General features: G+C 45.9%; 23 protein-coding genes and 1 riboswitch. Of the genes, 12 read left to right on the top strand and 11 right to left on the bottom strand.

All coding sequences use genetic code 11. The features are described 5' to 3' along the window. Window positions 1–139: 139 nt before the first annotated feature. From fliJ to EL341_RS03770, 7 genes are all read right to left on the bottom strand, one after another. Complete coding sequence (fliJ, locus tag EL341_RS03800) at window positions 140–565, bottom strand: flagellar export protein FliJ (RefSeq protein WP_047780119.1); 426 nt, start codon at window positions 563–565, stop codon at window positions 140–142. 73 nt (window positions 566–638) lie between these two features. Continuing rightward, window positions 639–1,958 carry a flagellar protein export ATPase FliI gene (gene fliI / locus EL341_RS03795; protein WP_114986267.1) on the bottom strand — a complete coding sequence of 440 codons (1,320 nt, stop codon included), beginning with the start codon at window positions 1,956–1,958 and terminating at the stop codon, window positions 639–641. Then, window positions 1,951–2,715, bottom strand: coding sequence for a flagellar assembly protein FliH (fliH, locus tag EL341_RS03790; RefSeq protein ID WP_047780117.1), 765 nt, complete (start codon window positions 2,713–2,715; stop codon window positions 1,951–1,953). The genes fliI and fliH overlap by 8 nt, the downstream gene beginning before the upstream one ends. A gap of 4 nt (window positions 2,716–2,719) precedes the next feature. After that, window positions 2,720–3,766: a flagellar motor switch protein FliG gene (locus EL341_RS03785; RefSeq protein WP_047780116.1), complete on the bottom strand. Its 1,047-nt coding sequence runs from the start codon at window positions 3,764–3,766 to the stop codon at window positions 2,720–2,722. Then, the gene (fliF, locus tag EL341_RS03780; protein ID WP_074820116.1) at window positions 3,729–5,357 is read right to left on the bottom strand and encodes a flagellar basal-body MS-ring/collar protein FliF; all 1,629 of its coding nucleotides are present in this window, start codon (window positions 5,355–5,357) and stop codon (window positions 3,729–3,731) included. Before fliF ends, EL341_RS03785 begins: the two co-directional genes overlap by 38 nt. Window positions 5,358–5,367: 10 nt before the next feature. Then, window positions 5,368–5,721: a flagellar hook-basal body complex protein FliE gene (locus tag EL341_RS03775; RefSeq protein ID WP_047780114.1), complete on the bottom strand. Its 354-nt coding sequence runs from the start codon at window positions 5,719–5,721 to the stop codon at window positions 5,368–5,370. 73 nt (window positions 5,722–5,794) lie between these two features. Beyond that, a complete protein-coding gene (locus tag EL341_RS03770; protein WP_047780113.1) occupies window positions 5,795–6,817 on the bottom strand; it encodes a sigma-54 interaction domain-containing protein in 1,023 nt (340 codons plus the stop codon). Between the two features lie 576 nt (window positions 6,818–7,393). Here EL341_RS03770 and EL341_RS03765 point away from each other — a divergent pair. Genes EL341_RS03765 through flhA form a run of 7 tightly spaced genes read left to right on the top strand, consistent with a single transcriptional unit; the run spans window position 7,394 to window position 13,738 of the window. Beyond that, entirely contained in the window at window positions 7,394–8,272 is an 879-nt protein-coding gene (locus EL341_RS03765; protein ID WP_047780112.1) for a FliM/FliN family flagellar motor switch protein, read from the top strand. After that, complete coding sequence (fliN, locus tag EL341_RS03760) at window positions 8,265–8,657, top strand: flagellar motor switch protein FliN (RefSeq protein WP_047780111.1); 393 nt, start codon at window positions 8,265–8,267, stop codon at window positions 8,655–8,657. The genes EL341_RS03765 and fliN overlap by 8 nt, the downstream gene beginning before the upstream one ends. Further along, window positions 8,654–9,463 carry a flagellar type III secretion system pore protein FliP gene (gene fliP / locus EL341_RS03755; RefSeq protein WP_083399608.1) on the top strand — a complete coding sequence of 270 codons (810 nt, stop codon included), beginning with the start codon at window positions 8,654–8,656 and terminating at the stop codon, window positions 9,461–9,463. Before fliN ends, fliP begins: the two co-directional genes overlap by 4 nt. Window positions 9,464–9,465: 2 nt before the next feature. Further along, window positions 9,466–9,738: a flagellar biosynthesis protein FliQ gene (gene fliQ, locus EL341_RS03750; protein ID WP_047780110.1), complete on the top strand. Its 273-nt coding sequence runs from the start codon at window positions 9,466–9,468 to the stop codon at window positions 9,736–9,738. A gap of 8 nt (window positions 9,739–9,746) precedes the next feature. Further along, window positions 9,747–10,526, top strand: coding sequence for a flagellar biosynthetic protein FliR (gene fliR / locus EL341_RS03745; RefSeq protein ID WP_074820120.1), 780 nt, complete (start codon window positions 9,747–9,749; stop codon window positions 10,524–10,526). Next, the gene (gene flhB / locus EL341_RS03740) at window positions 10,519–11,649 is read left to right on the top strand and encodes a flagellar biosynthesis protein FlhB (protein WP_074820122.1); all 1,131 of its coding nucleotides are present in this window, start codon (window positions 10,519–10,521) and stop codon (window positions 11,647–11,649) included. Before fliR ends, flhB begins: the two co-directional genes overlap by 8 nt. Next, window positions 11,642–13,738 carry a flagellar biosynthesis protein FlhA gene (gene flhA, locus EL341_RS03735; protein WP_047780107.1) on the top strand — a complete coding sequence of 699 codons (2,097 nt, stop codon included), beginning with the start codon at window positions 11,642–11,644 and terminating at the stop codon, window positions 13,736–13,738. The genes flhB and flhA overlap by 8 nt, the downstream gene beginning before the upstream one ends. Before the next feature lie 85 nt (window positions 13,739–13,823). Here flhA and EL341_RS03730 read toward each other — a convergent pair whose 3' ends face one another. Beyond that, complete coding sequence (locus tag EL341_RS03730; RefSeq protein WP_074820124.1) at window positions 13,824–14,150, bottom strand: DUF5862 family protein; 327 nt, start codon at window positions 14,148–14,150, stop codon at window positions 13,824–13,826. 102 nt (window positions 14,151–14,252) lie between these two features. Next, the gene (locus tag EL341_RS03725; RefSeq protein ID WP_074820126.1) at window positions 14,253–14,552 is read right to left on the bottom strand and encodes a DUF5862 family protein; all 300 of its coding nucleotides are present in this window, start codon (window positions 14,550–14,552) and stop codon (window positions 14,253–14,255) included. Window positions 14,553–15,262: 710 nt separating this feature from the next. Here EL341_RS03725 and EL341_RS03720 point away from each other — a divergent pair. Beyond that, window positions 15,263–15,979 carry a DUF554 domain-containing protein gene (locus EL341_RS03720; protein ID WP_047780105.1) on the top strand — a complete coding sequence of 239 codons (717 nt, stop codon included), beginning with the start codon at window positions 15,263–15,265 and terminating at the stop codon, window positions 15,977–15,979. Window positions 15,980–16,007: 28 nt separating this feature from the next. Here the strand turns inward: EL341_RS03720 and EL341_RS03715 are convergent, their stop codons facing one another. Continuing rightward, a complete protein-coding gene (locus EL341_RS03715; protein ID WP_074820130.1) occupies window positions 16,008–16,703 on the bottom strand; it encodes a DJ-1/PfpI family protein in 696 nt (231 codons plus the stop codon). Window positions 16,704–16,844: 141 nt separating this feature from the next. Next, window positions 16,845–16,963: riboswitch (TPP riboswitch) on the top strand. A 79-nt stretch (window positions 16,964–17,042) separates the two neighbouring features. Between EL341_RS03715 and thiB the strand changes: the two genes are divergently transcribed. The 4 genes from thiB (at window position 17,043) to EL341_RS03695 (ending at window position 20,841) form a co-directional block, all read left to right on the top strand. After that, window positions 17,043–18,050 carry a thiamine ABC transporter substrate binding subunit gene (thiB, locus tag EL341_RS03710; RefSeq protein ID WP_074820132.1) on the top strand — a complete coding sequence of 336 codons (1,008 nt, stop codon included), beginning with the start codon at window positions 17,043–17,045 and terminating at the stop codon, window positions 18,048–18,050. After that, on the top strand, window positions 18,026–19,633 hold the full coding sequence (thiP, locus tag EL341_RS03705) for a thiamine/thiamine pyrophosphate ABC transporter permease ThiP (protein WP_074820134.1): 1,608 nt from the start codon (window positions 18,026–18,028) through the stop codon (window positions 19,631–19,633). The genes thiB and thiP overlap by 25 nt, the downstream gene beginning before the upstream one ends. Further along, window positions 19,617–20,318, top strand: a complete 702-nt coding sequence (thiQ, locus tag EL341_RS03700) for a thiamine ABC transporter ATP-binding protein ThiQ (RefSeq protein ID WP_047780101.1) — start codon at window positions 19,617–19,619, stop codon at window positions 20,316–20,318. Before thiP ends, thiQ begins: the two co-directional genes overlap by 17 nt. 82 nt (window positions 20,319–20,400) lie before the next feature. Continuing rightward, on the top strand, window positions 20,401–20,841 hold the full coding sequence (locus EL341_RS03695) for a DUF1090 domain-containing protein (RefSeq protein WP_047780100.1): 441 nt from the start codon (window positions 20,401–20,403) through the stop codon (window positions 20,839–20,841). Between the two features lie 313 nt (window positions 20,842–21,154). Here the strand turns inward: EL341_RS03695 and EL341_RS03690 are convergent, their stop codons facing one another. After that, complete coding sequence (locus EL341_RS03690) at window positions 21,155–21,862, bottom strand: DsbA family oxidoreductase (protein ID WP_047780099.1); 708 nt, start codon at window positions 21,860–21,862, stop codon at window positions 21,155–21,157. Window positions 21,863–22,211 lie beyond the last annotated feature (349 nt).

Below are 22,211 nucleotides of genomic sequence, written 5' to 3'. Positions count from 1 at the left end.
AACTTATCGCAATCAACCGACAACGCTCAGCTTATGCTGAGCGTTGTTTTTTTATATGGTTAATAAATATATCTCGGGTAAAACCAGTAGGAAAGATCATCACTCAGCAACATCGAGTGACTTAGAGAATATGAAACAGTTAACGTCCGCGCAGCCAACACTGTGCCGATAGTGCATCAGTCACTTTCTGCTGTTTACGATCTTCTTCCAGTGCAATATCCGATTTTTGCTCATCCAACACCAGCTCAACGGTTTTCTCACGGCAGGCTTCTTTAACCAAATTTTCCTGTAAAACTTTGGCCTGATTATCCGCCATGGCAAATTCCTGCTGCTGCCAGTTAATCAAATAACGTAGATGATTTTTATAGTGGGATTGATTATTCATCAGTATCGGTGAATCGCCCGGCTTAACCTGGGTATCGTCATTCAGGGAAGTCAGGGCATCAATATTGTTCTGATAACGCTGACAAAGCTGCTTTTGTTGGGAAAGCTGGCCGGTCAATTCCGACACCGCTCGACTACGTAGTTGCTTTAGCAGTTGCAGCGTTTTGATGGTTTGATCCATGAGGCAAGGTTTCCTGATTTAATAACGCATAAATTTCAGACGCTGAGTAAAAAGAGCAAAACCAAAAACAGGATTATCCCCGACTAATATTCCCCAACTGTTCCACCACACTCCCCAGCGGCGCAGCTTCATCGGTTTCCTGACACAGAAAACGACTGATCGCCGGATGCAGGTTTACTGCGCGATCCGCGTCAGGATCGGCACCAGGCACATAGCCTCCCAGTGGGATAAGTGGTTTAATGCCCATATAGGTGGCATACAGTTGCTTCATGGTCCGGGCTGATTTCTGATGATCTTTATCGGTAATCTGGCTCATACAACGGCTAATCGACTGACCAATATCAATCGCTGGATAGTGCCCGGATTCAGCCAGTTTACGCGACAGAACAATATGTCCATCCAGTACCGCACGGGCGCAGTCAACAATCGGATCCTGCTGATCGTCACCCTCGGCCAATACCGTATAGATCGCGGTCATTGAACCGCTACTGGCACTGTTACCCGCACTCTCCACTAGCTTAGGAATAATACCAAATGCTGAAGGCGGATAACCTTTGGTGGCTGGAGGTTCCCCCAAGGAAAGGGCAATCTCCCGCTGAGCCATGGCATAGCGGGTCAGGGAATCTACCAACAACAAGACATCCTTACCTTTGTCACGAAAATAAGCAGCAATCGTGTGGCAAAGCTCAGTTGCTTTGATACGCATCAGCGGAGACTCATCCGCTGGGGCGGCAATAACAATGGATTTAGCCATGCCCTCAGCTTTCAGGGAGTGCTCAATAAATTCTCTGACTTCTCGGCCACGCTCACCAATTAAGCCAACAATAACCACTTCAGCCTGAGTCTGCCGAGTAATCATACCCAGCAACACGCTTTTTCCGACGCCGCTACCCGCCATCAGGCCAACGCGTTGACCTTTACCGATGGTCAGCAAACCATTAATCGCTTTAACCCCCACGTCTAACGGTTCAATGACCGGTTGGCGGGTCAACGGATGAATTTGCGTCGGTTGAGGAGACAGAGGGGTATCACCGCTGAGTTTACCTTTGTTATCCATCGGTTCCCCCAGTCCATTGACCACCCTACCCAACCAGCTATCGCCAATCTGGATATCCTGCTCTTTTTCACAGGGAAAAACCCGTGCTCCGGCAATTAAACCCATCGGCGATTTAAACGGCATTAAAAAGGTAACGTCTCGGTCAAAACCAACGACCTGCGCATCGATTAACGTATGATCTGCCCCTTCAATACGGCAACGCTGGCCAATAGCCAGCCGACATCCTACACATTCCAGCAGAATGCCGTTTACCCGTACCAGACGCCCGGCCACCCGAGCCAGATTAATACTCTCAATTGACTTGAGCGCCTTATCCAAAGAGGAGAAATCAGTCATCGATCGTTCCCGTTCCCGTTTCGCGTTCAACTTCCGGCGGCAACAAATTCTCTTTTAACACATCAATGCATTGATCCAACCGATGCTGACAGCCCACATCAATTTCCGTGGTATCGGTCGCTACTCGGCATTCGCCGTGCTCCATATTGGCATCTGGCGTGAGTCCCCATTCGCGGACTTTCTCCGGTTCGGCATCGTTCAAGCGGGAGAACTCTTCCGGGTTAACGTGTACCCGAATTTGTTTCGGTTGTTCTGGTAGCCCTGCCAGCGCTTCTTCAACCAACGCTAACAGCTGCGTTGGTTGTAACGCCAGTTCACAGCGAATAACCTGCCGAGTGACTTTATCCACCAACTGTAGCAGTTCGGTACGGCGCTGAACTTCATAGTTATCCAGAAATGTCTGAAACTGCTGAACCATACCATCCAGAGGATCGGCTGCTCGCTCAAACATTGCCCGGCCTTCGAGAGAGCCTTCTTTGTTGCCTTTTTTCAGCCCTTCTTCAAAGCCAAGGCGTAATCCTTCCTGATAGCCTTCTTCTTTACCCTGATTAACACCCTGTTCAAATCCTTTATCCAATCCTTCCTGAAAACCGTTCATCAGCTGTTGCTGATATTCAGCCGGTTCCAGCGTTTGGGACTCATTAAGAGAAACTTCCCAACGCTTACGCAGAGGTGGAAACTGATGCACGCGGTACTTTCCCGCATTACGGCTATTTTTCTGGGTTAATAAATTGAGCTTTTCGCGACCGTCACTCATCACATCACTCCATGGTCTGTTCCGAGAACAGCTGAATTTGAATCTCACCATCCTCAGCCAATTCACGTACCGTCGCCATAATATCTTTACGCACCTGATCAATACGGCTGACCGGTACCGGACCCAAACGGGTGGTACTCAGCTGTAATTGCTGAACCTGACGCTTTGGCATTACGTTGTAGATGGATTGGCGCAGTACCGGCTCGGTGCCTTTTAATGCCACCGCCCAATCTTCCATTGGAATTTCATCTAACAACCGCTGAATGGTGGCTTCGGTCTGACGACTGAGGATAAAGAATTCATACATTTCATCCTTCAATTCATCCACCACCGCTTCATCACGCTCGCGCAGTTGATCCAATAGCTGCTGCTGATTATTCGGAATACGGTTAACGATATTCGCTGCCTGTTTAATCCCTTTGACTTTAGAACCATGTTCAGACAGCACGGCAACGCCGCGTTCAATCAAACGATCCAGTTCGTCCACCACATCACGGTTAACATCATCCAGTTTAGCAATGCGATACAGGATCTCATCCTGACGTTCCGCTTCGATAAACGACAGCACGGTCGCAGCCACATCCGGCGGTAAGAATGCCAGGAATACCGCCTGAAGCTGTAAATGTTCCTGATCGATAAGTGCCGCTAGTTGGCGAGTATCAACCCACTGTAAGCGTGCCATACGATGGCGAATTTCATCGCCATAAATGCCGTTAATCACGCTGGTAGCGATTTCGCCCCCCAGCGCTTTATCCAGAATACTTTGTAAATAGGAACGTGAGGCACCATTGATACCACTCTGTTCTCTGTAGTCCTGGAAAAAGCTATTCATCGCCTGTCTGGCCTGAGTGATCTTGATACCGTGCAGTCTGGCCATGGTTTCACTCAGTCGAATAACTTCCTCACGAGTCAGTTTTTTCATTACCGTAGCAGCAGCTTCTTCTCCCACGCTCAACAGCAGAATTGCCGCCTGTTCCAGACGATTACGCGAGTTGTTGGCGCTGCTGGCAGACTTACTGCTCTTGCTTGGCGTTTGTGTTGCTTCGGTCATTACTGTTTATCCACTGTTTAATTACTTCCGCTACGCGGTCCGTTTCGCTCTGCGCTAACAGCTGTAAGTATTCAACTTTTGTTTCCAGGCCAGAACTCAGCGGTGGGAGATTATCCTCACCCTGGAAGCTTGCGCGCGGTAGCTCAAGCCCTTTGCCGCTTTCTGACTCATCATCTTCTTCTTCGCCGTCTTCACCTGTTCGGCGAACGGCTAACGCCGGGACATTCTCTTCTTTTCTGGTTAACCGTTTAATTAACGGATTCATACCAAAGAACAGGAACAGCAGAGATAGCAAACCAATGCCGCCCATCTCAGCCCAACGAATAATGCTTGGATCCTGCCACCACGGCAACGCCACATCATCGATTGGCGATGGCGCTGTAAATGCCATCATACTCAGGGTTAACGAGTCACCGCGTTGACGATCGATACCTGCTGCATCGTCCACCAGCTTATTGAGCTTAGCAATCTGTTCATCATTCCAACCGGCAACGGCTGGCGCATCCTTATTCAGGATGATGGCGACCGTCATTTTCTCCAGCTTAAAGCCCGGATGATTGATGCTGCGAATATCACGATCGTAAGCATATTTACGCTGCGACTGGCTACGTATTGAAGTCGAGGCAGTAGCATTATTATTCGCTTGATTAGCCGGTCGATTACTCAATGCGCCAGGAATTCCCTGTGCCGCATCATCAGACGCATTTTCCTGATTAACATTTTCATCGCTAACCCGAGGATCACCAATATAACGCTCTTGAGTTTCATTTATTTTACTCAAATCAAGCTGCGGCATAACGCTAACCCGATAATTGCCGGTGCCAACCAACGGCCCCAAAATATGGGCAACGTTTTTCTCAATTTCCGCCTGCAAACGGCCTGAAATATCGGAGCGGCTCTTCATACTGGCCAGCCCCGGATTATTGGACTGATAGCTTCCCGACAGCAGTTCGCCGTCCTGATCAATCACCTGTACATTACTCGGGTTCAAGCCCGGTACGCTGCCAGAAACTAAATGAATAATCGCACCAATCTGTTCTTCATTCAGATGCTGACCATATCGTAAACGCACGATAACCGAAGCACTATTCTCCGGTTTATTATTAATCACAAAGGAACTGGCTTCGCTAATGCCCAAATGCACTCTGGCCTGAGAAATGGAATCCAGCGCCATAATACTCTGAGCTAGCTCTCCCTCCAGACTCCGTTTATAGCGTACGTTCTGAATAAACTGGCTGCTGCCAAGCAGTGCCTCTTTATCCATCAGCTCATAGCCGGATGGCACCATCACGGTGATTCCTTTAGCGGCTAATGCCATACGCGCTTTCGCCAAACTATTTTCAGGAACCAAAATCTGACCGCCGTTCGGATCGATGCGGTAACTAATCGACTCGCCGCCCAAGACTTCTACGACCTGAGAAACTGGAATATTTTCCTGAGCGCCAAATAAAGCCACATAGCCTTGCGTGCTGCGCCATAGTGAGAAAACGATAATTCCGGTAATCAGAGCCGCGGTGGCAATGCCAATCATCATGCCCTGATTCTTACTGAGCCTTAATGAGGTAATTTTCTGTTTAAATTGTTCTAGCACTTTGATGGCCTTACAACGAGATATTCATCACTTGATCAAGTGCATGGGTTAACTTATTGCGAACTTCCATCATCGCGGAAAAAGCAATCCCGGCTTTCTGACTTTCAACCATGGTTTCCATCAGATTATCGCTGGTACCCATGTCAATGGCAGTCTGCATTTCACTGGCTTTATGCTGCATACCATCAACATGATTGATGGCACCGTTAAACACCTGGGAAAACGCCACACCCTGAGTCTGACTGGCGCTACCGACATTCGCAGCCGGCAGAATTTCGGCACCGGACATGGCCGACATGCGCTGCATTTCCTGCATCATATTTAACTGGGAGCGTTGGATACCCACTGAATCTATTTTATCCATTTCTGGTTATTTCCTTTGTGAAATATAAAGCAAATCTTTGGCGCTTTAATCAACGCCGGTAGTAAAACTGATTTTATGAAAAGCATTCCACATCGATGCCCTGTTCACGCATAGACGCCAAACGATAGCGCAGCGCTCGTGGCGTAATGCCCAGAAACTGTGCCGTCTTTGATTTGTTGCCCTTATGTCGTTTCAATAAATCAACAATGTATTGGTACTCTGCAATGCGACCGCGCACTTTAAGATGTCTGGCCGGTTCGTTCAGTTGGGTCACGATGACTTGAGGAGCTGCATCACTTTCTATTGGCATTTCCTCATTGATCTTCAATCCCAGATCGGTGACCTGAATAACGCTGTCATTACTCATAATGATGCCGCGTTGGATCACATTCTCCAGCTCACGTACGTTTCCCGGCCATTCATAACGCTGTAGCTGGTGCTGTGCCTCTTCGGATAAATGAATACCACCCGCAGAGAACATGCCATATTTACGAATAAAACGATTAGCCAGAGGCAGGATATCTTCACTGCGTTCACGTAACGGCGTGATATGGATGGGAACAACGGATAAGCGATAAAAGAGATCCTGCCGGAAACGACCTTCCTCGATTTCAGTTTCCAAACTCTTATTGGTTGAAGCAATTAAACGAATATTCAGCGGGATTCTTTTATGGCTACCTAAGCGTTCTACTTCTTGTTCCTGTAATACACGTAATAGCTTAGCCTGTAGAGAAAGTGGCATATCACCAATTTCATCCAGTAATAAGGTACCGCCATTCGCCTGTTCAAATTTACCGGCTACACTATTCACTGCACCGGTAAATGCGCCTTTTTCATAACCAAATAACATGGCCTCCAGCATACTTTCTGGAATAGCGGCACAGTTAACACCAATATAAGGTGCTGCATTATCTTTAAAAGCGTGGTGATGAATATATTTAGCAATACACTCTTTACCCGTTCCTGTCTCACCAGTAATTAAAACTGGGACATTATATTTTGCAACTTTTTTGGCAAGAGAAAACAGACTAATCGTTGAAGGTGCGCTCGCAACAAAAGTTGTCTCATTAACTGAGATAGCTGATTTTAGATGCATAATTTATTTCACCCGACTCAAATCAATTCCGTTTGTAATCCAAATTACTTAGCTCTAGGCAACAACAATAAATAGAATATATATAAATATTTTCTATTTAACTAAAAGTAAACATTTTAAAAAAAACTTTTAATGCCAGTTAAGCCAATCAATATTCACATAATTGGCAGAATTATAACCATAGTATTCAAATTTTATTCAATTAATTAAATATTAAATAATAAGTCATTGAATATTATATAATTAATATTTTTTTAATGGTTATTTTGCGAGGATTAATAATAGATTAATAAGTCCCATGCTATTGATCGGGGACTTAATAGAGAGTTTAATATCGGGCGTTACGCAGGAATGTAATAAAAGAGAAGGAATCTGCATTCACTACCGCCGTTAAATATTGATAACGACACAGTGTGGTGAAAACTTAAATATTCTTCTATCTTTTATTTAAAAATATCTAAAAATAACGCTTAAAGTGCAGCAGACACCTTTCTCAGTCTGTTTTCGCTGTTTAAAAATTCAGGAAGAAATGAGAAGAACGCAAACAATATATTGCAACCCTTATTGGATAAAACGATGTTACGCAAACGGCAAAAGAGTAGAATTTTTCACATTCATGACTTGCCTCAGATAATGAAGTTGGAAGTTAATAAATTAGGACGACCGTATCATAAGGTTCCTAAAATATTCACCAACAACTTCGATATATTAGATGCAAAAATTAGCACGTACTTTTTGAAAAAGTATCGTGTCAATGTCGCGCTTGATGATATTACTTTTCATATGGATTCAGAGCATAAATATGCTCAAATCTTTTCTACTCCGTTTGGTAATATCGCTTTTGATATTGATCGGATGTTATTACTTAACATTCTTAATGACTATTATGGATTAGGTAAAGACAATGTGCAGATCCACCCCGATCTGCAAACACCGATCACTAAAACTGAAGAACGCCTTAAAAACAAGCTGGGGCTTGAGCTGTCATCATTGGTATTACACCCCGGTATTTTTGGTGATGAGCTGGAAATCAAAAACGATTACTCCACCATTATCAATAAATGGTCCTACAAAATTACCTTTTCGCTGGAAGGGTACGATCAGGGGCAGTTCCATATTCTGTTGGATAATCAGCACGTCGATCGCTTGCTGGCTACCTTACGCCGCCCTAATGAACAAGATCGTAAAGAGAGCGAAAACCTCTCTAACGAGCAGCTTGAACGCATGATTAATTGTTTGCCGGTACGCCTTGTTGGCCGACTGTCATGCTCACAGCTCACCGTGGCGGAATTAATGACGCTAACGGCCGGGGATATTATCCCGGTTTCATTACCTAACCGTTTCCCTCTGTTAATCGGAAAAGAGCAGCTATTTAACGCCGTGATAGCCGAAGATCGGGGCAAATTATACTTTTCTGAGTTTAACGACAATAGCAACGAGACAAAACATGATTGATAACAACGACGATCACAACGATTTAGATTTTAACTTTAATCTGGACGATGACATGCTGTCCCCCGACAGTGACGCGCTGTTAGCCACCGCAGGACAAACGGCAGAAGAGCTGGCGCAGGCGGAGAAAAAACGCAATATGTCACTGTTCAGTCGTATTCCGGTCACCATGACGCTGGAAGTGGCTTCGGTCGAAATCTCATTGGCTGAACTGATGTCTATCACCGGTGACTCCGTTATCGAACTGGATAAACTCGCGGGAGAGCCGTTGGATATTAAAGTTAACGGTATTCAGTTTGGTAAAGCCGAAGTGGTGGTACTAAATGATAAATACGGTTTGCGCATCATTGAGTTTAACAATAAGAATTTAGGTGATCTGTCATTATGATAGCGCTCTCTTCTGGCACGCTCGCCGGTGTGAATAGGAAAAACACGCTATTATCAGGCCGGTTTCGTACCGGGCTGCTGTTACTGCTTTTACTGGCGGCTGCGCTATTTTCTGGCAAAATCTTTGCTGCCGGAGGCGATCTAACGCTATTTAGCAGTAACACCACGGCCAACGGTCAGGAATATAGCGTAAAGATTCAGGTTTTGATTTTAATGACCCTGCTAGGTCTGTTGCCTATCATGTTGTTAATGATGACCTGCTTTACCCGTTTTATTATTGTGCTGGCCATCTTACGTCAGGCGCTGGGATTACAACAAAGCCCGCCGAATAAAATTCTAACCGGTATTGCTCTGGCATTAACCCTGCTGATTATGCGTCCGGTTTGGGATCAGGTGTATACCACTGCGGTTGAGCCATTTCAGAACGATCAAATCACCCTGAATCAAGCGCTGAGCAATGCCGAATCCCCACTGAAGACCTTTATGCTGGCTCAAACCAGTAAAAAAGCCTTAAGCCAAATCATGGATATTGCCAAAGTTACCGGCGAACCAAAGGATCAGAGCCTGTCGGTTATCATTCCCGCTTTTGTTCTCAGTGAGCTAAAAACCGCTTTCCAGATTGGGTTTATGATTTATATCCCATTTTTGGTTATCGACATGATTGTGGCCAGCGTTTTGATGGCCATGGGTATGATGATGCTATCACCGCTGATTGTCTCATTACCGTTTAAGCTAATGCTGTTTGTGCTCTGTGACGGCTGGGCATTAACGGTAGGCACTCTCACCGCCAGCATACAGGCGACTTAGCTATGATGACGATCGATCTGGCTTCCGATATCGTTTCTCGCGGTATTTATCTGATCTTAATTGTTTGTGCGGTGGCGATTATCCCCAGCCTGCTTATTGGCCTGTGCGTCAGTATTTTTCAGGCGGTCACGCAAATCAATGAGCAGACGCTCAGCTTTTTGCCGCGTCTGGTCATGACGTTGGTGGTATTGATCATTGGTGGAAAATGGATGTTGCTGAAGCTCAGCGACTTCACCATTGAAATGTTTCATCAAGCCGCGCAGTATGTCGGGTAACACGAAAAATGGGCATTGATATTAATACGCTGATCACACCAATGTTAGCCATCTGGCTACCATTTGTGCGTATCTTGGCGTTTTTCCATTTCTGTCCAATTTTCGATCAACGATCGTTTCCGCTTAAGGCTAAAGTGGCCCTATCGCTGGTATTAGCGATTGTCATGACGCCAATGATAGCCAGTAACGTAGTGCTCAACGATTTACTCACCGTGCGCAGTTTAGTCTTAATTGGCGAACAGATTATCTGGGGCTTTATTTTCGGCACGCTGCTACAGTTTGTCTTCGTCGCTCTGCAAACCGCTGGCCATATTCTGTCTTTCAATATGGGTTTAGGTATGGCGATCATGAACGACCCAAACAGCGGCGCATCAACCACCGTTATCTCTCAGATTATTTTTATTTTTTCCGCCCTGCTGTTCCTCTCGATGGATGGGCACCTGCTATTTATCACGATTCTGTTTAAAGGCTTCACCTATTGGCCAATTGGCCAGGCAATCAACGACCTTTCACTACACACTTTAGTGTTGGGTCTGAGTTGGGTCATTTCCTCCGCCGTATTGCTGTCTCTGCCCACCACCCTGATTATGCTGGTGGTTCAGGGGGTATTTGGCCTGCTTAATCGCGTCTCACCAACCTTGAACCTGTTTTCGCTGGGTTTTCCCATCAGCATGTTATTTGGCCTGTTTTGCCTGATGTTGCTGGCCGGTAATATTCCGGACCACTATCTCAACCTAACCAATATGGTGCTCGACCAATTGGATAAGCTAAGGATTAATCATGGCTGAGCAAAGCAGCGGCGAAAAGTCGGAAAAACCTACCGCAGGAAAACTGCGTAAGGCCAGAGAAAAAGGGGAAATCCCCCGCTCAAAAGACGTGACGATGGCGGCTGGCTTGGTGGCATCACTGTTCACCATCACCAGCTTTTTCCCTTATTACGGTAAATTGATTGAAGAGTCATTTCATACCATTGCCAAAATGGCCGGTAAGCTGGATGACACCGAGGCCATGGCCCAGTTTTTGATGGCCAATGTGATGATCATTATTAAATTTATTGCCACATTGCTGCCTATCCCGGCGACCTGTTTTGTTGCTTCGCTGGTTCCCGGCGGCTGGCTCTTTACCCCCAACAAGCTGATTCCTGATTTTAAGAAACTCAGTCCAATCAGCGGCGTTAAGCGCCTGTTCTCCGCTAGTCATCTGACTGACGTGATTAAGATGCTACTGAAATGTGGCATTTTGATTTATCTGCTGTACGTCATGGTACAAAGCTCGATTGGCGACATGATGCAGCTACAGGGACTGTTTCTGAATGATGCTATTAAGAAAGGATTTCAGGAATACTACAGCATCATGATCTACTTTGTGATTACTATCGCGCTGTTTGCCTTTATTGATATTCCATTGAGTAAGCATCTGTTTACCAAAAAAATGAAAATGACCAAGCAGGAAATCAAAGACGAATATAAAAACAGTGAAGGTAAACCTGAAGTTAAAAACCGCATTCGTCAGCTACAGCGCCAGTTTGCTATGGGACAAATCAATAAAACCGTGCCCAAAGCCGATGTCATTATTACTAACCCCACTCACTTCGCCGTGGCATTAAAATATGAACCGGAGAAAGCCAGTGCGCCCTACGTCGTTGCCAAAGGTATTGATGAGGTCGCTTTATATATTCGTGAAGTGGCCCGAACCAACCAAATTGAAATTGTTGAGTTACCCCCGCTGGCCCGCGCGATTTATCACACCACCCGCGTGAATCAACAGGTTCCCGCACAGTTGTATCGCGCTATCGCCTACATATTGACTTACGTTTTGCAATTAAAGTCATGGCGAGCCGGCAAAGCTGATAAACCCAAACTGAACACTGGGATCTCCATTCCTAACGAGGTATTGAAGCAGTATGAGTAAGTTTTCATTAAAAGGAATATTTGCCGCATTAAGGCATGGGCACATAGGGGTGCCAATTCTGCTATTGTGCGTACTGGCGATGGTTATTCTGCCGCTTCCGCCTATCGTGCTGGACGTCCTGTTCACCTTTAATATTGTGCTGGCCATTTTGGTTCTGCTGGTGAGCGTGAACAGTAAACGTCCGCTGGATTTTGCCATTTTCCCTACCATTTTGCTGATTACCACGCTGATGCGCCTGACCCTGAACGTCGCATCAACCCGTGTGGTACTACTCAATGGTCATGAAGGGGTTGGTGCCGCGGGTAAGGTGATTGAAGCCTTCGGTCAGGTGGTGATCGGCGGCAACTTCGTGGTTGGTTTCGTGGTGTTCGTGATTCTGATGATCATCAACTTTGTGGTGGTGACCAAAGGTGCCGAGCGAATTTCTGAAGTTTCTGCACGCTTTACACTGGATGCCCTGCCCGGTAAACAGATGGCGATTGACGCAGACCTGAACGCAGGCTTGATCAATCAAGAGCAGGCCAGAGCACGGCGTAAAGATGTGTCCAATGAGGCCGACTTCTACGGGGCAATGGACGGCGCCTCCAAATTTGTGCGCGGTGATGCCATTGCCGGGATCATGATCCTGGTAATTAACGTCATCGGCGGTATCTTAATTGGTATTTTCAAACATAATCTGGATGCTGGCACCGCATTTGAACAGTATGTGCTGTTAACCATCGGTGATGGCTTGGTCGGCCAGATCCCATCATTGCTGCTATCAACGGCGGCAGCGATCATCGTTACTCGCGTAAGTGACAGCGGTGATATGTCCGATGAGATTAAAACTCAACTGCTGGCATCACCATCGCTGTTATATACCGCTGCGGGAGTCATGTTTATTCTGGCGATTGTGCCGGGCATGCCACATATGGCTTTCTTAACGTTTACTGGCGTATTGCTGTTTGTCGCCTGGAAACGCAGTAAAGCCATAGAAAAACCCGCCCCGGTTGAAGATCTTGTCGCGATTACCAATGCCATGACCGAGGACACCGCGCAAACGGTCAGTTGGGATACCATTCCCATTGTTGAGCCGATTGGTCTGAATCTGGGTTATAAACTGGTGACGCTGGTGGATCAATCCAAGGGTGATCCACTCACTCAGCGAATTCGCGGGGTACGTCAGGTCATTTCAGAAACCTGCGGAGTGTTATTACCCGAAGTAAGAATTCGCGAAAATTTCCGGCTCAAACCCGCGCAATATGCCATTCATATCAATGGCGTAAAAGTGGCTACCGGTGAGGTTCATGCCGACAAGATGATGGCTATTCCATCAACGGAAACTTACGGTGAAATCGATGGTGTACTGGATAACGATCCGGCTTACGGTATGCCCGTTACGTGGATTACGCCAGAACAAAAACCCAAAGCCCTGAACCTCGGTTATCAGGTGGTAGATTGCGCCAGCGTCGTGGCTACTCATGTTAATAAAGTGGCACGTCAATGCCTGCCGGACCTGTTTAACTACGATGACATTACTCATTTGCATGAGCGTCTATCTTCCATCGCACCCAAATTGGCAGAAGACTTATCCGCTGCGCTAAATTTCAGTCAGCAGTTACGAATCTATCGCCAGTTGCTGGTCGAACAGGTTTCCCTGAAAGATATTGTGACCATTAGTTCAACCCTGTTGGAGAGTTCTACCGTCACCAAAGATCCGATTCTGTTAGCATCGGATGTGCGTTATGCCTTACGTCGCGCTATCGTCTATGGACTGAATCAGGATCGCAAAAAACTGGCGACCTATACCATCGATAATGCACTGGAAAATATGTTATTGAGTTCGTTAAATCAGGCGCAGCAATCCGGTAAAGTCGCATTGGACAGTTTCCCGGTCGATCCGAATATTCTGACTCAATTACAAACCAATATGCCGGTGATTAAAGAGCAAATGAAAGCCCAGGGATGTGAACCTATTTTACTGGTAACGCCACAGCTCAGGCCAATATTGGCACGCTATGCCCGGTTGTTTGCTCCCGGTTTACACGTTTTATCTTACAATGAAGTCCCGGATGAGAGTGAACTGAGTATTGTCGGCTCACTAGCCTGATAGGAATTTAACGGTAAAAATTCATCATAAAAAAACAGAGGGAATTCCCTCTGTTTGAATATCTGCATACGATTAATCAATACAATTAGATAATTGATTGTCCGCTAGCCTTGCCTCTGCCGATATTTTCACGGTAGTGGGCTAAGGTGTTTTTCACTTCATCTTTACCAAACGCCAGACCGGCTAAACCACCGAAAATGCCACCCACGATTGGGCCAACAAATAAACCACCTACGGCTTGAGCAAGAGTACCAAAGCCTAAACCGCCAGAAGCTGTTGCAGTACCACCGAGAGCAATACCGGTTGTTACACCATCACCAACTCCCCAAAGAAAACCTTCGATAGAATCAGTAATACCAGATGTCCAGGCGCCGCTTACCATTTCTACTTCGTTGTTCTGTAATTCACGCATTGTTATTATCCCTAATGAATAAACAAATCATCAAATCCGGATAAACACGTTTATCCGGATCCTGAAAACAAAATGCCTATTGGCAAATACACCAACAGTTAATTAACCGTGGATATTTTCACGATAGTGAGCCAGAGTGGCTTTCACTTCATCTTTACCAAAGATCGCACCAGCCAGCGTACCAAAAATACCGCCAACAAGAGGACCAACTAACAGACCACCAACGGCTTGAGCAAGAGTACCAAAACCTAAACCGCCAGAAGAAGTTGCAGTTCCACCAATAGCGATACCGGTAGTCAGGCCGTCACCTAAGCCCCAAGCAGCACCTTCGATAGTGTCATTAACGCTAGCAGTCCAACCACCGCTGATCATTTCAACTTCATTGTTTTGTAATTCACGCATATTAAAATCCCTTCTCAAATATATATAATTAGACATCTGTTATAGGACGACTTAATAACAAGACCGACCAATTTCTATTTTTACCATATAAAATTATTTTGTTTTATTAGAATTTATTTTATTTATTTAAATAACAAGAATAATTAAGCATTCGTTTTAGCTTCAGCATAAAGTCATTTATCAAAAAAACGAATTTACTTATCAAAACATAAGGGAATTAAACAAAAACCTTAAAAATCAAAAGAAAGAAATTAACAACGATAAAACAATAATGCTAAAAATTCGCATCAAATCCATTTTACCAACAATAAGGAAAAATAATAAACCCGAAAAACAAAAGGGTAAATAAAAATAAGTATTAAAATTTAAATGGTGAAAGAAATCATTATTTTCAATTACCATGGAAAAACAATAATTAAATAAAAATATAACCATAACAATGTATATACACAAATAATCCTATGCCAATAGTTTTTTATTTATCGCATTAAACAAAAACCTCACCATATTACGATATAAATCCCTGGCCTAAACGGAGTATCATTTCTTCTCTTTACAACCCAACATCGCGCATTTCGCTATGGTCGACCATATAGATATCGTCAGCGATAAAAACAAACGATTGTCGAGCACGATGATACCATCACCTGACTTAACAACAGCATCTAACAAGGCAAGGTGAGCACCTTCAACCAATTTAAGGAGAATAAATGACAGGTCCGTTACTAAATAGCGCCGCCGTCTTTATCGGTGGCGGGCTTGGCTTGCTATTAGCCCCGGTGATACCCCAACGTTTAAGAGATGGCCTACCTGCCGCTTTTGCCATGATATCCATCGCCATGGGGGTGGTGATGACGATTAAGGTGCAACAATTACCCGCCGTCGCTCTGGCGCTAATACTCGGTTTAGCTATTGGTGAACTGTGTTTTATGGAAAAAGGCGTTCAACGATTTGGCAGCTTTATTCAACGCGTGTTGGCTCGAATTCTGCCGGTGCGCAATCATAATATGACGCCTGAACTTTATAGCCAAAACTTTACCGCTCTGATCGTGCTGTTTTGTGCCGGAGGAACCGGCGTGGTTGGTGCATTAACCGAAGGGATGACCGGTAACTATCAGCTCTTGCTGGTCAAATCATTGCTGGATATCTTTACCGCCATGATTTTCGCTACCACGCTGGGTGCCGCTGTGATGTCAATCGCCTTCCCCCAGTTACTCATCCAAAGCCTGCTCTACTTCTCCGCCCGTCTTATCATGCCCTATATGAACGAGATCACGCTGGGAGACTTTTCAGCCTGCGGTGGCATTATTATGATTGCCGTTGGCTTGCGCATCGCCCAAATTAAGACCTTCGCCGTGGTTAACTTTTTGCCAGCATTGCTGATTATTATTCCCATATCTCTGTATTGGCATAGATTTATGGGATGACATAACAAGAGAGTTCTCTTTCCCCGACTTAAGGTTGAATCAGTTTAGCGGCAACCTTTTTAGCTATCTGCTCACGCTGCTGCTGAAAAGAACAGGTTAAATCCCTAACCTGAGCCACTAACTCTGGTTCTGCTTTAGCCGGCGAACCGCCAATAAACGGTGGAGCCGGGTCATATTCCATCCTGAGCTGCGCCAACTTAGCCCGTTCAGTACCAAACACTTCCGCCATTAGTGACAAAGCAAAATCAATGCCCGACGTTACCCCAGCCCCCGTCACCCGATTACCATCGATAACCACCCGCTGATTAACCGGCTCAACGTTAAAAAAAGCCAGCTGATTCAGAGAAAGCCAATGACAAGTCGCACGATAGCCGGTAAGTAATCCGGCCGCCGCCAGAATCAGTGAACCGGTACACACTGAAGTGACATACAGTGCCGTTTGCGCCTGGCCTCGTAAGAAAGTTAGTACTTCCTCATCCTCCATCAGTGGCAACTGACCAGCCCCTCCCGGGACAAACAAAATATCCGCCTGCGGACACTGCGCCATACTCACCGTGGGCAAAATCGCCAAACCGTTAACATCCCTGACCGGTGCCATATCCTTCCACACCAAATGAATCTGTAACTCTTTAAAACTGGAAAACACCTCAAATGGGCCCGTTAAATCCAATTGCGTCATATTAGGATAAATCAGCATTACAACATTGAGAGTGGCTTTATTCATCACGGTTTTCCTACTTACTCAGAAGACGGGCGTTTCCCTCTAAATAACACTAATCTGTATCAAATAACAATCCGTCCTATGTCAGTATTCACTCACCGTCATAATATCCTTTCACCTAACCTCAAGAGTCTCTACAATAGCCCCTTCTCAACGGGGTGCTTGTTAAAGCTGAGAATGCATTTGGGCTGATAAATCCTGAACCATACCCGTAGAACCTGATCCGGTTAATACCGGCGGAGGGATTTGAGAACCCATTCATCATCCGCGCTACCCTTGAATGGTTTCCTCGCTCAAAGACCTTTGTTCCTGACCCATTATTTTGCTGTATAGGAGCACAACGTGTTGAAGAAACTGATTGCTGCAACCCTGCTGTTAATCACCACACAGGTATGGGCGAATGCCGAGCAAAGCAAACCCACGCTGACGGTCTATACCTACGATTCGTTTGCTTCGGATTGGGGCCCGGGACCTAAAATCAAAGAGATATTTGAACAACAGTGCCAGTGCAATCTGAAGTTTGTTGCTTTGGCCGATGGCGTTTCGCTACTTAACCGACTCAGAATGGAAGGGAAAAATAGCCCGGCTGACGTGGTACTAGGGTTGGATAACAACTTACTCACTGCGGCAAAACAATCCGGCCTGTTTGCTCCACATCAGCAGAATGTGAATACCCACTCACTGACCCTGCCCGGCGGCTGGCAAGATGATACGTTCATTCCCTATGATTACGGTTACTTCGCTTTTGTTTATAACCAGCAAACTCTGAAAAATCCACCTAAAAGCCTGCATGAGTTAATTGAAAGCCCGGAAAAGTGGCGAGTAATTTATCAGGATCCGCGCACCAGTACCCCCGGCCAGGGTTTACTGCTGTGGATACAAAAAGTTTATGGCGATCAAGCGCCACAAGCCTGGCAGCAACTGGCTAAAAAAACGGTCACGGTAACCAAAGGCTGGAGCGACGCCTATGGCCTGTTTTTAAAAGGAGAAGCCGATCTGGTGCTCAGTTATACCACTTCTCCTGCTTATCATGTGATTGAAGAAAAAGATCATCGTTATGTCGCTGCACCATTCAGTGAAGGCCATTACTTGCAAGTTGAGATTGCCGGACAGCTGGCCAGCAGCAAACAACCTAAACTGGCTGCCGAATTTATGGCATTTATCACTACGCCTGCATTCCAAAGCCAAATTCCCACCACCAATTGGATGTATCCGGTGATTGATATCCCATTACCAGAAGCATTTATTGAGACGCCCAAACCCGTCACTACGCTGGAATTTAGCCCTCAAGAAGTGGCTCAGTCTCGTCGCTCATGGATTCAGGTATGGCAGAACGCCGTCAGCCGTTAATCGCACCTTGGCTATGGCCTGGCCTGATTGCTGCGATGCTGATTCTTGGCATCGCGCTCTCGGCGTTTATCGCGCTCTGGGTTTATTCTCCTCCGGGTAATGTCGGCCAACTGTTGAATGACCGCTATTTATGGCACGTCATTCGTTTTACCTTTTGGCAAGCGTTTTTATCCGCGATGATTTCCTTGATTCCGGCGATATTTATTGCCGGAGCGTTGTATCGCCGCCGCTTTATGGGCAGAGCCATCTTGCTACGCTTGTGCGCTATGACGTTGGTTCTGCCAGTATTGGTGGCCGTTTTTGGGTTGTTAAGCGTTTATGGCCGTCAAGGCTGGTTGGCGCAGCTATGTCATTTTATTGGCCTTGATTACCAATTCTCACCCTATGGGCTACAGGGCATTTTATTAGCCCACGCGTTCTTTAATTTGCCGCTGGCTACCCGTCTACTTCTTCAATCACTGGAAACCATTGCCGTTGAACAACGACAATTAGCCGCACAGTTAGGCATGAATACATGGCAGCGTTTTCGTTTTGTGGAATGGCCAGCATTACGGCGACAGATTCTACCTACCGGTGCCTTAATCTTTATGCTGTGCTTTGCCAGCTTCGCTACCGTACTTTCTCTGGGCGGTGGGCCGCAAGCGACCACTATTGAATTGGCTATCTATCAATCATTACATTATGATTTTGATCCGCAACGGGCAGCACTGCTCGGTCTGATTCAATTAACCTTTTGTCTGGGAATCGTGTTGCTTAGTCAACGTCTGAATCCTTCACTGCCAGTGGGAACCACCTATGGTCAAAAGTGGCGAGATCCTCAGGACTCTGCAATGGGAAAAATCATTGATAGTCTGCTGATTGCCTTTACCCTGTGTTTATTAATGCCGCCTTTATTAGCGGTCATTATCGATGGCATCAACAGTACCATCGGTAACGTACTCAGCCAGCCCGCTCTTTGGCAAGCATTAGCTACGTCATTACGCATTGCTGCCGGTTCCGGGGTACTTAGCCTGATATTAACCATGATGCTGTTATGGAGCAGTCGTGAACTAAAACTGCGCCATAACCCTTGGGGCGCCAGACTGGAAATTAGTGGCATGGCTATTTTAGCAATGCCCGCGATTGTATTAGCCACTGGCTTCTTTCTTCTGCTCAATAATAGCGTTGGCTTGCCTGAATCCGCCGATGGCATTGTGATATTCACCAACGCCCTGATGGCTATTCCTTACGCATTAAAAGTATTAGAAAACCCAATGCGCGATTTGGCTGAACGCTATACTTTACTTAGTCAGTCTCTTGGCCTCAGCGGCTGGAACCGTTTGCGCTGGATAGAATTAAAAGCCCTGAAACGCCCCATTGCTCAGGCTCTTGCCTTTGCCAGCGTGTTATCAATTGGGGATTTTGGGGTTATTGCCCTATTCGGCAATGAACAATTCCGTACATTACCCTATTATCTTTATCAGCAGTTGGGCAACTATCGTAGCGAATCAGGCGCAGTGACTGCGCTAATTTTGCTGATACTGTGCTTTTTGCTGTTTACTCTGATTGAACGATTACCCGGACGCCATGATCACACTGAATAAACTAAGTTATCTTTATCCCCCACTGGCGATGTGCTTCGACCTTAAGGTGAGCGCTGGTGAACGGGTGGCGATTCTGGGCCCTAGCGGGGCAGGAAAAAGCACCCTTCTTCATCTGATCGCCGGCTTTGTCATGGCTGAAAGTGGAACCCTGCTGTTGAATAATCAGGATCATAGCCATACTCCGCCGTCACTACGCCCGGTATCGATGCTGTTTCAAGAGAACAATCTGTTTGCTCATCTTACCGTTGAGCAAAATATTGGGCTGGGGTTAGACCCCGGTCTAAGGCTCAGCGCTGAACAACAGCAAAAGCGTCTGGCGATCTGCCAACGCATTGGCTTAATTGACTACCTCGATCGCTTACCTTCCCAACTTTCTGGCGGACAAAGGCAAAGAGCAGCACTGGCTCGTTGTTTAGTGCGTGATAAACCGATTTTACTGCTGGATGAGCCTTTCTCAGCCCTCGATCCAGCTTTGCGTTACGATATGTTGTCACTGTTGGAGGAGGTCTGTGACGAACAATTATTGACGCTTCTGATGGTGTCACATAATCTGGAGGACGCAACACGAATTGCCGCCAGAACCCTATTGGTTGTGGATGGAAATATTGCCTATGACGGCTCAACCACAGATTTACTGGCAGGAAAAGCCGATGCAGCCAGAATTTTAGGCGTATTGCAGCAATAGAATCGTTTCCGGTATAGGCCAGAAGCAGCAATGTTCAGCCTACCCATCACATACCTGTTTGATACATTGATAAGGAAAGACAATGAACGTAAAAACGTTGGCTAAATTAACCGTACTGCCTTTAGTATTCGCCTTTAGTGCAGGTCACGCCAGTGCCGCAGGTAACGATTGTGCGGCGAAACGCGCAGAAATAGAAAACCAAATTGTTCAGGCAAAAGCACATAACAATAGCCATCGTGTTGCCGGCCTGGAAACGGCATTAGCGCAGTTAGGCGCCAACTGCACTACCGAAGGTTTAATTAAGAGTGCACAGGAAAAAGCCACTAAATTAGAACAGAAGATTGCTGAAAAACAGCAAGATATCGCTAAGATTGAAGCCGACAAGCAACAAGCGCAATCAGCAGGCAATAGCAAGAAAGTCGCTAAATACGACAAAAAAATTGCGCAGAAAAAAGGTGATATCACTGAACTGGAAGCCGAACTCACCGAAGCACGCGCGGAGTTAGCCGGGTTAAAAGGATAATTTGTCAGCGTTGACTGTTGATGGCGTCTTTACCCCCGCCATCCCAGCACGCGTAGCCGCAGGAGTAGCAAATATTCACCGAGTGAATGGCTTCCCCTGAAAAATAAGCATGAATTTCTGACGATTATTTATATTGTCATTCCCGCATTTATACCGTCATCCCTGCGAAAGCGGGGACCTCGTTCTTCAGCCCAGTGTGGATATTAAGCTAAAAACTGGATTTCGGTTTTCACCGAAATAACGTAATAATGGCATGCCAGAATGGCAACCGTTCAAATTCACTCAAGCCCTACTCACAATCAGACTGTCGCCCTTAACTTTTACATTCGCCATCGGAGCACGACGGTCCATGACCATAATGCTGACTCTCCACCTCTGACAAGCGTTGCGCCTCTTCCTGAACTTTTACCAACACTTCACTAAAGGCACTTACTGGCTGCGCGCCTGATAACGCATATTTATTATCAAACACGAAAAAAGGGACCGAGGTAATTTTTAGCTGACGAGCCAAGGACTCATCTTCCCGAACCTTGTCCGCATAGCGGTCTGAATTCAGCACGTTTGTGACTTCGCTCCCATCCAAACCAGCCTGCACCGCTAAATTCACCAGCGTTTCACGATCGGCTAAATTAGCCGAGTCGGTAAACAGCGCCTTAAATAGCATTTCACCGATCGCCTCCATTGCACCCTGCTCGGCCGCATAATGTAGTAGCCGATGGGCATCAAAGGTATTGGTAGGAACCAAGGTATCAAAATGAAAATCCAGCCCAGCCTGTTTACCCTGTTGGCTAATATGCTGCGTCATCTCTCTGGCTTCCTGCACGCTCATGTCATATTTTTCCGACAGGTTGGTATATATATTATTCTGGCTCTGCTTTGGCGCATCGGGATCGAGTTCAAAACTGCGTAGAACCACCTCAACCCCCTCTTTCCCGGCAAAAGACGCCATCGCTTTATTAAGATGGTGCTTACCGATATAGCAAAACGGACAGGAAAAATCGGACCATATTTGTATTTTCATAATATCTCTATTCCTTACAACAGATCGGTAAATCGCGGATCCAGAAAATTCTCCGATCAATTAACGAGCGGATAAAAACACAGTTTGGCGCTTTTATGCTGAAGTTATTGAGTCGTTCGGATTAAAAGCCTTAATCCGATTGATATATCTATAAAAACTGATTTTAAGGAAATGCGCATAGGATACAATGGCGATGAACAAACACATCTCTACTTTTTAAAGATAGAACAAAAACACGCCACACCCCAAATAATGACCCAATATTGCTGAGAACCTTGACTAAGGTAAAATTATTAAAAAAAAAGCCATGAAAACTGATACCAGCCGGCGCCTCAATCACCCGTTATCT

Source organism: Pragia fontium (assembly GCF_900638655.1).
Taxonomy (GTDB): domain Bacteria; phylum Pseudomonadota; class Gammaproteobacteria; order Enterobacterales; family Enterobacteriaceae; genus Pragia; species Pragia fontium.
Note: the sequence above shows the minus strand (reverse complement) of the source record. Positions and strands in the feature narration are given on the sequence as shown.